This is a genomic window from Nonomuraea corallina (assembly GCF_027620315.1).
Taxonomy (GTDB): domain Bacteria; phylum Actinomycetota; class Actinomycetes; order Streptosporangiales; family Streptosporangiaceae; genus Nonomuraea; species Nonomuraea corallina.
This window is the reverse complement of record NZ_JAPNNL010000080.1, coordinates 1-12,459: the sequence shown is the minus strand read 5'-3', so window position 1 is coordinate 12,459 and position 12,459 is coordinate 1. Positions and strand designations below refer to the sequence as shown.

The following is a 12,459-nucleotide window of genomic DNA, read 5'->3' as shown; positions in this document are numbered from 1 at the left end:
TCTCTGTGATCCATCACCGGGGGTCGGCGTCGAGGCGCTTGCCGGTCAGCTGGACGAACGCGTCCTCCAGGCTCGCCTGCTCGACACGCAGCTGTTCGGCGACGATCCCGTTGCGGGCCAGCACGGTGGTGACGGCGTTGAGCGCGTCGTCGTTGCCGTCGACGATGACCAGCTCGCCCCGGCGGGTAACGGCGGAGACGTCGGGCAGGCTCGTCAGCAGGCGCTCGTCCAGCGGCCTGGACGGGCGGAACCGGATCCGCTGCCCGGCGCGCGCCCGCTCGGTCAGCCCCGCCGGGGTGTCCACCGTGACGACGCGGCCGGCGTCGATGAGCGCGAGCCGGTCGCACAGCCGCTCGGCCTCTTCCATGAAGTGGGTGACCAGCACGATCGTCACCCCGCGGGAGCGCACGCCCTCGATCAGGTCCCAGGTGTCGCGCCGGGCCTGCGGGTCGAGGCCGGTGGTGAGCTCGTCGAGGATCGCCACCCGGGGGTTGCCGACGAGCGCCAGCGCGATCGAGAGCCGTTGCTTCTGGCCGCCGGACAGCTTGGCGTACCTGGTCTTCGCCTTCTCCGCCAGGCCGAGGCCGTCCAGCAGCGCGCGCCAGTCGGCGGGCTCGGGGTAGAAGGAGCTGTAGAGCTCCAGGGCCTCGGCGACCTGGAGCCGTTCGGGGAGGTGGCCGGCCTGCAGTTGGACGCCGAGCCGCCGGGTCAGCTCGGCGCGGCCCCGGAGCGGGTCGAGCCCGAGCACCCTGATCTCACCGCGATCCGGGGTGCGGAGGCCCTCGACGCACTCCACGGTCGTCGTCTTGCCCGCGCCGTTCGGGCCGAGGATCCCGAAGATCTCGCCCTCCTGGACGGTGAGCGAGACGTCGTCGACCGCGACCTTGTCGTCATAGCGTTTGTGGAGGTTGCGTACCTCGATCACTGGTGGCATGCGCGCGTCCTCTCGGGGCTCGGCCCGTCGGCGGTTACGCGTTCAGCCTGCTACGACCAGCACCTTTCCACCATCGACCAGGGGACGGGACCGGGCTCAGCCGTTCGGTGGATGGCCCTGCCGCGCCGGGGGCGTCAGGGCGGGCGGCCCGGCGGTCAGCCCGTGAGGCGCAGGGGGTTGATCAGGTCGGCGTAGACGAGCAGGCCGGCCATGACGATCATGACGATGGCCAGCGCGTAGGTCAGCGGCAGCACCTTGGCGATGTCGACGTAGGACGGCTCGGGGCGGCGCAGAATCCGCGCCCAGGCGCGCTTGACGCCCTCCCAGAGCCCGCCCGCGATGTGGCCGCCGTCGAGGGGCAGCAGCGGGATCAGGTTGAACATGCCGATCGCCAGGTTGAACCCGGCCAGCAGGTTGACGAAGACGAACAGCTTCTGCACGCCGGTCAGGTCGGAGGCGAGGATCTCGCCGCCCATGCGGCCCGCGCCCACGACGCCCACCGGCCCCTCGGGGTCGCGCTCCGCCCCGGAGAAGGCGGCGTCCCAGACGCCGACCATCTTCTCCGGCAGGTTGACCAGGGAGACGGCGACGCGGCCGGTCAGCTCGGCCATGTAGGGAAAGACCTCGCCGAAGCTCTGCTGCTGCATGACCTCGGTGGGCAGCACGCCGAGGAAGCCGACGTTCCTCTCGATCACGTCGGGCTGGCCGGGCTTGGGCCGGTCCTGGGCGATGAGCGTGGTCTGCAGCGTCATGGCCTTGCCGTCGCGGATGATGCCCAGCTCGGCGGGGCCGGCGCCGTGGGAGCGGATGATCCGGGTGGCGTCGTCCCACGTCTCGATCCGCTGACCGTCGAGAGAGACGATCTTGTCGCCGGCCTTGAGCCCGGCCTGGGAGGCGGGGGTGGGCCGGTCGCCGGGGCGGCACTCGGTGCGCTGCTCGCTGATCGGGATCACGCAGGTGTTGGTGTCGGGCGAGACGACGGGCGCGTAGGTGGGCAGGCCGATGCCGACCAGCAGGAGCGTGTAGAGGAAGAAGGCCAGCACGAAGTTCATCGCCGGGCCGCCGGACATGACGATGACCTTCTGCCACCACTTCTTGCGGTAGAAGACGCGGTTCTCGTCGCCGGGCCTGACCTCTTCCAGGGCCGCTTCCCTGGCGGTCTCGATGAGGCTCTGGAACGGCCCGGTGGAGCCCCCGCGGACCTTGCCGGGGTCGTCGCCGGGCTTGGGCGGCAGCATGCCGATCATGCGGATGTAGCCGCCGAGGGGCAGCCACTTGATGCCGTACTCGGTCTCGCCCGTGCGCCGGGACCACAGGGTGGGCCCGAAGCCGACCATGTACTGGGTCACCCTGACGCCGAAGAGCTTGGCGGGCAGGAGGTGGCCGATCTCGTGCAACCCGATGGACACCATCAGTCCGACGAAGAAGATGGCGATCCCCAGGAGGAAGAGCCAGTCCATATAAGCGCGCTCCAGGCCGGGTGAACTCGACGTTCCAAGACTAGTCGACCTGACCGCCCGCGGACGCTTACCCGACCTTGACGGTATGCGGGCCGAGCCGTTGACCTACGGGCGCCAGATGAGCACCAGCGCGCAGTCGTCGTTGTGGCCTGAGGCCATGGCGTTGACCAGCGCCCGCGCCCCGTCGCGGAACCCGGAGGGCAGCAGCCGCTCCGCCTCGCCGAGCAGCCGGTCGAGCCCGGCGTCGATGTCGCGGCCGGGCTGCTCGATCAACCCGTCGGTGTAGAGCAGCAGCGCGTCGCCCTTGTGCAGGGTGCCGGTCTCGGGCTCGCAGTGGAGGTCGGGCACGACGCCGAGGACCACGCCCTTGGCGGAGGCGACCTTCCAGTTGCCGGTGCCGGCGTCGAACTTGACCACCGGCGGGTGGCCGGCGGAGGTGATGGTGTAGGCGCCGGTGGCCAGGTCGAGCCGGACGTGCACGGCGGTGACGAACCCCTCGTCGCCGCGCTGGCGGTGCAGGTAGGCGTTGCAGGCGGGCAGGAAGTCGTCGACGGAGCCGAGCAGCCCGCCGAACGTGCCCGACAGCAGCAGCGCTCTGGTGCCGGCGTCGACGCCCTTGCCCGAGACGTCGACCAGCGCGATGTCCACCTGGTCGCCGTCGCGCATGGACACCAGGAAGTCGCCGCCGAAGGAGGAGCCGCCGGCCTGCTTGAGCACGACCTTGCCGCCCCAGTCCTTGGGCAGCGGGGGCAGCTCGCCCTGGCTCTTGAGCCGGTCGCGCAGCTCCAGCAGCATGGCGTCGCCGCGCAGGCCCTGGACGCCGAGCTTGCCGCGGGTGCGGGCCATGAGCAGGGCCAGCACGGCGGTGAACCCGATGGTCACGGCGAGGCCGACGCCGACGCTGCCGGGGCCGAGCGCGACGGCGAGGTAGCCGAGCGAGACCGACACCGCGACCAGCAGCACGACCAGGCTGCGCAGCCGGAGCTGGAGGCCGCCGACCAGGGTGACCAGGATGAGCAGGGAGGGCGAGAACCATTCGGTGGACACCTGGGCGGCGAGCAGCCCGACGACGACCGTCACCACCGTCAGGGTGATCAGGAGGTTGCGGTCCCTGGCCAGCGGTCCCCGCCGGACGAACCGGACGAGCCGCACCAGGAGCGGCACCCGCACGAGGACCGCACGGACCCGTGGCGGGATCAGCGGCGCCGGTCGGGTACTCATGATGCGCTCGACTGTATCGGTCCGGCTCTGGTTTGGGCAGCCGACTTGACCAAGACCTTGATCATCATCCCTGGTTAATCGGTGGCCGCCTCACAGGTCCGGCTCGTACCGTGGACGGATGACGCACCCCATCCGTCCGATCGACGAGAGCGAGTGGCCCGCGTTCAGCGACGTGCTCGCCGAGGCTTTCAATTGGTCACCGCACCCGCGCCAGGCGGAGCGGTGGAAGGCGCAGACCGAGTTCGACCGCACGCTCGCCGCCTTCGACGGTGACACCATGGTGGCCTCGACGTCGGTGTACAGCTTCACCATGACCGTCCCCGGCGCGCGGCTTCCCGTCGCGGGCGTGACCGCCGTGGCCGTGCTTCCCTCGCACCGCCGCCGCGGCATCCTGTCGGCGCTGATGCGCAGGCAGCTCGCCGACGTGCGTGAGCGCGGCGAGGCGGTGGCGGCCCTGTACGCGTCGGAGGCGCCGATCTACGGCCGGTACGGGTACGGCCGCGCCGCGGGGCTGATGTCGTTCAAGATCCCCCGGCACGGCGGGGCGTTCGTCCGGGGGGCCCCGGCCGACCCGTCGCTGCGGCTGCGCGTGGTCAGGCCCGCCGAGGCGCGGGCGGAGTACGAGCGCCTGTTCGCCTCCGTCGCGGACTCGCGGCCCGGCCTGTACGACCGCTCGCCGGCGTTCTGGGACTCGGTCCTGGGCGATGAGGAGTTCGACCAGAGCGGCCTCGGGCCGCTGCGGTCGCTGCTGGCCGAGGACGGCGACGGGGTGCGCGGCTACGCGCTGTTCCGGGTCAAGAGCGGCTGGGACGACAGCGGGATGCCCGACTGCGAGCTGCGGCTGCAGGAGCTGTTCGCCGCCGACCCGGCCGCGTACGCGCTGCTGTGGCGCGGGGTTCTCGACCGCGACCTGGTGACGAAGGTGCTGGCCTACGGCAGGCCCGTGGACGATCCGCTGTTCGCGCTGATCGCCGATCAGCGCCAGCTCCACGCCACCTGGTCGGACGAGCTGTGGGTACGTCTCGTACAGGTCGACAGGGCGCTGGAGGGACGGGCCTACGCGGCGCCGGTGGACCTGGTGCTGGAGGTCGCCGACGCGACGTGCCCGTGGAACGCTGGCCGCTGGCGGCTGCGCGCCGACACCGCCGGGGCGGAGTGCAAGCAGGTGGACGAGAGCCCGGACGTCACGCTGGACGTGGCCGCGCTGGGCTCGGCCTACCTGGGCGAGGGGGCGCTGGCCACCATGCACGCGGCCGGGCTGGTGGGCGAGCGCACGCCGGGCGCGGTGCGGGCGCTGGCCACCGCGATGGGCTGGCAGCCGAAGCCGTGGTCGGGCCTCATCTTCTGACGTACAGTCATGGGCATGGCCCTGCAGAGCTTGCAGATCACCGCGATCACGGCGATGCGCGCGCGTGAGGTGTCGCGCCCGTCGAAGGAGCAGCAGGAGGCCGCCGACCGGCGGCCCCTGCGCGACGAGATGCCCAGGCGCGAGGGCAGGAAACGGTCCTAGCCCTCAGCCGGGGAGCGAGGGCAGCTGCCCGATGGTCTCGTAGGCCTCGACCTGGGCGATGCGGCGGCTGTGGCGCTCGCTGCCGGAGAACGCGGTGGTGAGGAAGACCTCGACGAACCGTGTCGCGTCCTCCGTGGAGTGCATGCGCGCGCCGATCGAGACGACGTTGGCGTTGTTGTGCTCGCGGGCGAGCGAGGCGGTCTCCTCGCTCCAGGCCAGCGCGGCGCGGATGCCGCGCACCTTGTTGGCGGCCATCTGCTCGCCGTTGCCCGAGCCGCCGATGACCACGCCGAGGCTCCCGGGGTCGCCCGCCACGCCCTCGGCGGCGCGCAGGCAGAAGACGGGATAGTCGTCCTCCGCGTCGTACACGAAGGGACCGCAGTCGTTCACCTCGTGACCCTGGCCCTTCAGCCATGACACCAGGTGGTTCTTCAGCTCATAGCCGGCATGGTCGGCACCGATGTAGACACGCACGTGACCAGTCTTCCACAGCGGGGCCGAGGCGGCTCCGACCGCGGCCCCGATCGCTAGAGTAAGGAACACTATTGGCCACTGGTCCTTACTGAGAGGGGATCCCCCATGCGCGAGATCCGCGTGCTCGGCGATCCGGTCCTGCGCACGCCCGCCGAGCCCGTCGGGAGCTTCGACCGCGAGCTGCGCCGGTTGATCGACGAGATGTTCGAGGCGATGTACGCGGCCGACGGGGTGGGCCTGGCGGGCCCGCAGATCGGCGTCGGGCGCCGGCTGTTCGTCTACGACATCAGCGGGCGCAAGGGCCACGTGATCAACCCGGTGCTGACCGTGGACGACCCGGCGGAGGTCGTCGAGGAGGAGGGCTGCCTGTCGGTGCCCGACCGGCGGACGAAGCTGCCGGCCTACGCGCCGGTGGCCCGCGCCGCCGGGGTGACGGTCGCGGGGGTCGACCGGCTGGAGCGGCCCGTACGGATCAGCGCGCGCGGCTCGCTGGCCCGCTGCTTCCAGCACGAGACCGACCATCTCGACGGCCGGCTGTTCGTGGACCGGCTGCCGAAGAACGACGCGCGCGAGATCATGCTCCGAACCTAGGGTGGGCGCATGACTGTGCTTTCCGGGAAGGGCGCGCTGGTGACCGGGGGCTCGCGCGGCATCGGCAGAGCCGTGGTGGAGCGGCTGACGGCCGACGGGGCCGAGGTGGTCTTCAGCTACCGGCAGGACGCGGCGGCCGCCGAGACCGGGCCGGCGCTGATCGCCGACGTGACGCCGGAGCTGTACGAGCGGATGTTCGCGGTCAACACCCGGGCCGTCTTCCTGACCGTCCAGTGGGCGGGCAGGGTGATGCGCGACGGCGGCCGGATCATCAACGTCTCGACGCTCAACACCGAGGTCCCCGCGCCCGCCATCGCGCTCTACGCCGCCACCAAGGCCGCCGTGGAGCAGTTCGCCAAGGTGGCGGCGCGGGAGCTGGGCGGGCGCGGCATCACGGCCAACAACGTGCTGCCGGGCGCGACCGACACCGACATGCTGCGCGCCGCCAACCCGCCGGAGGCGCTGGAGCGGGCACCGGAGTTCACCGCGCTGCGACGGCTGGGCACGCCCGGCGACGTGGCGGCCGTGGTGGCGTTCCTGGCCGGCCCGGACGGGCGATGGATCACCGGGCAGAGCATCCGGGCCACCGGCGGGATGATGCTGTAGCGGCTAGAGCTGCAGCGCCTTGATCTCGAAGAACTCCTCCAGCCCGTGCTCCCCCAGCTCGCGGCCGACGCCGGAGCGCTTGTAGCCGCCGAAGGGCGCCATCGGGTTGAAGGCGCCGCCGTTGACGGCGACCTGCCCGGTGCGCAGCCTGCGCGCCACCGCGACGGCGCGCTCCTCGGTGGCCGCCCACACCGCCCCGGCCAGCCCGTACGGGGTGCCGTTGGCGATCTCGACGGCCTCGTCCTCGGTGGTGTAGGGGATGACCGACAGCACCGGGCCGAAGATCTCCTCCTGCTCGATCACCATGCCGGGCTCGACCCCGGCGAAGACGGTCGGCTCGACGTAGAAGCCGCGCGGCAGCGGCCGGTCGGCGCCGCCCGCCACCAGCCGGGCGCCCTCCTCCTGACCGCGGTTGATGTAGCGGATCACCCGGTCGCGCTGCGCCGCCGACACCAGCGGGCCGACCCGGGTGGTCTCGTCGAACGGGTCGCCGACGGTGTACTTGGCGGTCGCCGCGACGGCCAGGCGGACGGCCTCGTCGTACAGGTCCCGGTGGACGATCATGCGGGTCAGCGCCGAGCAGGTCTGCCCGGCGTTGATGAAGCAGTTGGCGACGCCCACCTTGACGGCCGCGCCGAGGTCGGCGTCGGGCAGGATGACGTTCGCGGACTTGCCGCCGAGCTCCAGCGCCACCCGCTTGACGCCGTCGGAGGCCAGCGCGGCCACCCGCCGCCCGGCGACGGTGGAGCCGGTGAAGGAGACCATGTCGACCTCGGGGTGGGCGGCCATGGCCTCGCCGACGACCGGGCCACGCCCGCTGACCAGGTTGAACACGCCGGCGGGCAGGCCCACCTCGTGGAAGATGCCGGCCAGCGCGTACGCGGCCAGCGGCGCCACCTCGCTGGGCTTGAGCACGACCGTGCAGCCGGCGGCGAGCGCCGGGGCGACCTTGGCCACGATCTGGTGCAGCGGATAGTTCCACGGGGTGATCGCGGCCACCACCCCGACCGGCTCCTTGACCACCAGCGAGTTGCCCACGCGGGTCTCGCGCGGGTGGCTCTCGGCCAGCCGGGCGTAGGAGGCCAGCACCCCGGCGGGCATGAGCGTCTGCACCTTCAGCGCGAACCCGAGCGGCGAGCCCATGTCGGTGGCGATCGTCCTGGCCACCTCGTCGGCCCGCTCCTTCAGCAGCTCCGCCGCCGCGGCCAGCAGCTTGCCCCGCTCGGCGGGCGGCAGGGCCGACCAGCCGGGGAAGGCGCCCCGCGCGGCCGTCACCGCGGCGTCGACGTCGGCCGGGACGCCCGCGGGCACCCGGTCGATGATCTCCTCGGTGGCCGGGTTGACGACGTCGATGGCCTCTTCGGAGGCTGAGGCGGCCCACGCACCGCCGATGTATAGCTCACGCATGTCCCCATCCTGGCCCGCCCGGCGTCACATGGCGAGATGGCGGGCCGCCTCAGCGTGACCTGACCCCCACCGGCGGGGGTGCCGGGTCAGTCGAACCGGGGGTCGCGCGTACGGGTGCGCTTGAGCTCGAAGAAGTCGTCGAAGCCGGTGACCAGCAGGACGCCGTCCCACAGCCGGCCCGCGTCCTCGCCGCGCGGCACGGAGGAGATGACGGGGCCGAAGAACGCGTTCTCGCCGACGCGGATGACCGGCGTGCCGACCTCCTGCCCGACCAGGTTGATGCCCGTGTCGTGCGAGCGGCGCACGGCCTCGTCGTACTCGGTGGAGTCCATGGCGTCGACCAGCGCGGGGTCGAGCCCGGCGGCGGCGAGCGCCTCGCTCACCGTCTCGCGCAGGTCGCCGAGGCGGTGGAGGGCGCGCTGGTTGTGGAAGCGGGTGCCGAGCTCGGTGTACAGAGGGCCGACGACGTCCGCGCCGTACTTGGCGGCCGCCGCGGCCACCACCCGGACCGGGCCGATGGCGCGGGCGATCTGCTCGCGGTAGACCTCAGGGACTTCTTTGCCCTCGTTGAGTACGTTGAGGCTCATGATGTGCCAGCGCGGCTCGATGGGGCGTACCTTCTCCACTTCGAGAAGCCATCGTGACGTCACCCAGGCGAACGGGCAGAAAGGATCGAACCACAGATCCACAGGAGTCTTCTCGCTCATGTGGGCCATAACCTGGGGAGGTTCGAATCCTATTCCAGGATCCGGCGAACCCCGACGATGTGGTTGAAAAGGAGCCCAACTTGGCAGGCAACCTGACCCGGGACGAGGCACGCGAGCGGGCCCGCCTGTTGAAGGTCGAATCTTACGCGGTGGCGCTCGACCTGACGACGGGCGACGAGCGTTTCGAGAGCGTGACCACGGTGCGCTTCACCTGCACGAGGCCGGGCGCCGACACGTTCGTCGACCTGCACGGCGCGACCGTGCGCAAGGTGACGCTCAACGGCGGGGACCTCGACGTGTCCGCCTACGACGCCGAACAGGGCCGCTTCCCCCTGCCCGCGCTCGCCGGGTCCAACGAGCTGCTCGTCCACGCCGACTGCGTCTACATGCGCACCGGCGAGGGACTGCACCGCTTCGTCGACCCCGTCGACCAGCGGGTCTACCTGCACAGCCAGTTCGAGACGGCCGACGCCCACCGGATGTACGCCTGCTTCGACCAGCCGGACCTCAAGGCCGCCTTCGAGCTGACCGTGCTCGCGCCCGCCGACTGGGAGGTGATCTCCAACGCGGCGGCCTCCGCCGTGACCGAGGAGGGCGCCGCCAGGCGCTGGACGTTCCCCCCCACGCCGGTGATGTCCACCTACATCACCGCCCTGGTGGCCGGGCCGTACCACAAGGTGACGTCCGAGCACGACGGCATCCCGCTGGGCCTCTACTGCCGGGCCTCGCTGGCCGAGCACCTCGACGCCGACAACATCCTGGAGGTCACCCGCCAGGGGTTCGACTTCTTCCACCGGGTGTTCGGGGTCCGCTACCCGTTCGGCAAGTACGACCAGCTGTTCGTGCCGGAGTTCAACGCGGGCGCGATGGAGAACGCCGGCTGCGTGACGTTCCTGGAGGACTACGTCTTCCGGTCGCGGGTCACCGACGCGGTGGTGGAGCGGCGGGCCGAGACCATCCTGCACGAGATGGCCCACATGTGGTTCGGCGACCTGGTCACCATGCGCTGGTGGGACGACCTGTGGCTGAACGAGTCGTTCGCCACCTACATGTCCGTGCTCGCCCAGGCCGAGGCCACCCGGTGGGGCAAGGGCGCGTGGACCACGTTCGCCAACGTCGAGAAGGCCTGGGCCTACCGGCAGGACCAGCTCCCGTCCACCCACCCGATCGCCGCCGACATCCCGGACATGCAGGCCGTCGAGGTCAACTTCGACGGCATCACCTACGCCAAGGGCGCCTCGGTGCTCAAGCAGCTCGTGGCCTACGTCGGGCTGGACAACTTCCTGGCCGGCGTGCGCGACTACTTCGACGAGCACGCCTGGGGGAACACCGAGCTGAAGGACCTGCTCACCGCGCTGGAGCGGACCTCCGGCCGTGACCTGTCGGCGTGGTCGAAGGAGTGGCTGGAGACCGCCTGGGTCAACACGCTGCGACCGGACTTCGAGGTGGCCGACGGCAGGTTCACCCGGTTCGAGGTGCTCCAGGAGGCGCCGGCCGACTACCCCACGCTGCGCTCCCACCGGGTGGCCATCGGCCTCTACTCGATGGCCGGCGGCAAGCTCACCCGCACCAAGCGGGTCGAACTGGACGTGGTGGGCGCCCGCACCGCCGTGGCCGAACTGGTCGGCGAGGAGCAGCCCGACCTGGTGCTGATCAACGACGACGATCTCACGTACGCGAAGATCCGGCTGGACGAGCGATCGCTGCGCACGCTCGTCGACGGCGGCATCGCCGCGTTCACCGAGTCGCTGCCGCGGGCGCTGTGCTGGTCGGCGGCCTGGGACATGACCCGTGACGGCGAGATGCCCACCCGCGACTACGTCAAGCTGGTGACCTCCGGCGTGGGCACGGTCACCGACCTGACCGTCCTGCAGAGCGTGCTGCGCCAGGCGCGGCTGGCCGCCCAGCAGTACGCCGACCCGGCGTGGCGCCCCGAAGGGCTGGCGCTGCTGGCCGGCGAGCTGCGCGCGCTGCTGGCCGCGGCCGAGCCGGGCTCCGACCACCAGCTCGCCTTCCTCCAGGCGTTCGCGCCCGTCGCGACCTCCCCCGAGGACCTGGCCCTGCTGCGCGCCATCCTCGACGGGACCGGCGGGCCCGAAGGGCTGACCGTCGACGCCGACCTGCGCTGGACCCTCATCGCCGCGCTGGTCAGCGGCGGCGAGCTGGGCGAGGACCACATCGCGGCCGAGCTGCGCCGCGACCCGACGGCCACCGGCGAGCGCTCCGCGGCGCTGTGCCGGGCCACCGTCCCGACGCCGGAGGCCAAGGCCGCGGCCTGGGAGCGCATCACGGGCGGCGAGCTGCCCAACCACATCGCGCGCACCACGATCAACGGGTTCCAGGACCCGAACCACCCCGAGCTCCTGGCGCCCTACCGGGAGAAGTACTTCGCCGAGGTGGGGCGGATCTACCGGGAGTGGACGTTCGACCAGGCGTCCACGTTCGCGGTCGGGTGCTTCCCCGCGCTGCTGATCGAGGAGGAGACGGTCCGGGCCGCGCACGCCTACCTGGAGGCGGAGCAGCCGCCGCAGGCGCTGCGCCGGCTCATCCTGGAAGGCGCCGACGGCGTGAGCCGCGCCCTGCGCAACCGCGCCCGCGACACGGCGTAGCCGGGCCGCCGCGACGGACCCCCTTCCTCCGCCGGGAGGGGGCGTCCGCCGCCCCGTCCCTACGGCTCCTGCCTCGGGAAACGATGCGGTGACGACGCCGTCGTTTCGAACGCCGCACCTCCGAGCCGGTGTTAGCTTGGATGGCGTGCTGGGTTCCGGGACCACGCTGAACGATCGCTACCTGCTGACCGACCGCGTCGGCGGTGGCGGCATGGGCGAGGTGTGGCGCGCCACCGACACGGTGCTCGGCCGGACGGTGGCCGTCAAGGTGCTCATCCCGGCCCTGAGCGAGGACGCCGCCTTCGTCAAGCGGTTCCAGAACGAAGCCAGGGCCATGGCCACGCTCCGCCACCCGGGCGTGGTCGACGTGTACGACTTCGGCGCCTGCGACGTCGGCGGCCGGCGCGTGACGTTCCTGGTGATGGAGTTCGTCGACGGCGAGTCGCTCGACAAGCGGCTGCGCCGGGCCACGCTCGGGCCCGAGGCCACCATGCGGCTGGTCGCCGAGGTGGCCGACGCGCTGGCCGCGGCCCACGCGCAGGGCATCGTGCACCGCGACGTCAAACCCGCCAACCTCGTCGTACGGCCCGACGGGTCGGTGGCGCTGACCGACTTCGGCATCGCCCATTCGGCGTCGGCCGGCCAGCTGACCGCCACCGGGTCGATGCTCTGCTCGGCCGGCTACTGCGCGCCCGAGATGGCCACCTCCAGCGAGGTCACGCCGGCGGTCGACCTCTACGCGCTGGGCGTGGTGGCCTACGAGTGCCTGACCGGCCACCTGCCCTTCCAGGGCGAGACTCCGGTCCAGATCATCTACAAGCATCTGCACGCGCCTGTCCCGGCGCTGCCGCCCGAGGTGCCGCCCGGGGCGCGCGAGCTGGTGGCCAGGGCGCTGGAGAAGACGCCGGAGGGCCGCCACGCCTCCGCCGAGGACATGGCG

12 protein-coding genes are annotated in these 12,459 nt (G+C 71.9%); 6 read left to right on the top strand and 6 right to left on the bottom strand.

Features of this window, described 5'->3' with window-relative positions; genetic code table 11:
- Positions 1–13: 13 nt before the first annotated feature.
- From OUY22_RS20125 to OUY22_RS20115, 3 genes are all read right to left on the bottom strand, one after another.
- A complete protein-coding gene (locus tag OUY22_RS20125; RefSeq protein WP_270156590.1) occupies positions 14–934 on the bottom strand; it encodes an ABC transporter ATP-binding protein in 921 nt (306 codons plus the stop codon).
- A gap of 155 nt (positions 935–1,089) precedes the next feature.
- On the bottom strand, positions 1,090–2,394 hold the full coding sequence (locus tag OUY22_RS20120) for a M50 family metallopeptidase (RefSeq protein WP_270156589.1): 1,305 nt from the start codon (positions 2,392–2,394) through the stop codon (positions 1,090–1,092).
- 105 nt (positions 2,395–2,499) lie between these two features.
- Positions 2,500–3,615, bottom strand: a complete 1,116-nt coding sequence (locus OUY22_RS20115) for a PP2C family protein-serine/threonine phosphatase (RefSeq protein WP_270156588.1) — start codon at positions 3,613–3,615, stop codon at positions 2,500–2,502.
- Positions 3,616–3,733: 118 nt separating this feature from the next.
- Between OUY22_RS20115 and OUY22_RS20110 the strand changes: the two genes are divergently transcribed.
- Together OUY22_RS20110 and OUY22_RS20105 are read left to right on the top strand one after the other, a co-directional pair.
- Positions 3,734–4,963 (top strand): GNAT family N-acetyltransferase, encoded by a 1,230-nt coding sequence (locus tag OUY22_RS20110; protein WP_270156587.1) that lies wholly within the window; start codon positions 3,734–3,736, stop codon positions 4,961–4,963.
- A gap of 15 nt (positions 4,964–4,978) precedes the next feature.
- Complete coding sequence (locus OUY22_RS20105) at positions 4,979–5,125, top strand: hypothetical protein (protein WP_270156586.1); 147 nt, start codon at positions 4,979–4,981, stop codon at positions 5,123–5,125.
- 3 nt (positions 5,126–5,128) lie between these two features.
- On the opposite strand, the gene OUY22_RS20100 is transcribed toward OUY22_RS20105, so the two are convergent.
- Positions 5,129–5,599, bottom strand: a complete 471-nt coding sequence (locus OUY22_RS20100) for a ribose-5-phosphate isomerase (protein ID WP_270156585.1) — start codon at positions 5,597–5,599, stop codon at positions 5,129–5,131.
- A gap of 105 nt (positions 5,600–5,704) precedes the next feature.
- Here OUY22_RS20100 and def point away from each other — a divergent pair, with 105 nt between their 5' ends.
- Both def and OUY22_RS20090 read left to right on the top strand, forming a co-directional pair.
- On the top strand, positions 5,705–6,190 hold the full coding sequence (def, locus tag OUY22_RS20095) for a peptide deformylase (RefSeq protein ID WP_270156584.1): 486 nt from the start codon (positions 5,705–5,707) through the stop codon (positions 6,188–6,190).
- Between the two features lie 9 nt (positions 6,191–6,199).
- Positions 6,200–6,796, top strand: a complete 597-nt coding sequence (locus OUY22_RS20090; RefSeq protein WP_270156583.1) for an SDR family oxidoreductase — start codon at positions 6,200–6,202, stop codon at positions 6,794–6,796.
- A 3-nt stretch (positions 6,797–6,799) separates the two neighbouring features.
- Here OUY22_RS20090 and OUY22_RS20085 read toward each other — a convergent pair whose 3' ends face one another.
- Entirely contained in the window at positions 6,800–8,203 is a 1,404-nt protein-coding gene (locus OUY22_RS20085) for an aldehyde dehydrogenase family protein (RefSeq protein WP_270156582.1), read from the bottom strand.
- An 86-nt stretch (positions 8,204–8,289) separates the two neighbouring features.
- Positions 8,290–8,910, bottom strand: coding sequence for a mycothiol-dependent nitroreductase Rv2466c family protein (locus OUY22_RS20080; RefSeq protein WP_270156581.1), 621 nt, complete (start codon positions 8,908–8,910; stop codon positions 8,290–8,292).
- An 80-nt stretch (positions 8,911–8,990) separates the two neighbouring features.
- On the opposite strand from OUY22_RS20080, the gene pepN reads away from it, so the two are divergent.
- Together pepN and OUY22_RS20070 are read left to right on the top strand one after the other, a co-directional pair.
- The gene (pepN, locus tag OUY22_RS20075; protein ID WP_270156580.1) at positions 8,991–11,519 is read left to right on the top strand and encodes an aminopeptidase N; all 2,529 of its coding nucleotides are present in this window, start codon (positions 8,991–8,993) and stop codon (positions 11,517–11,519) included.
- 145 nt (positions 11,520–11,664) lie between these two features.
- Positions 11,665–12,459 (top strand): serine/threonine-protein kinase (locus OUY22_RS20070; RefSeq protein WP_270156579.1); only part of this gene is annotated, 795 nt, incomplete at its 3' end.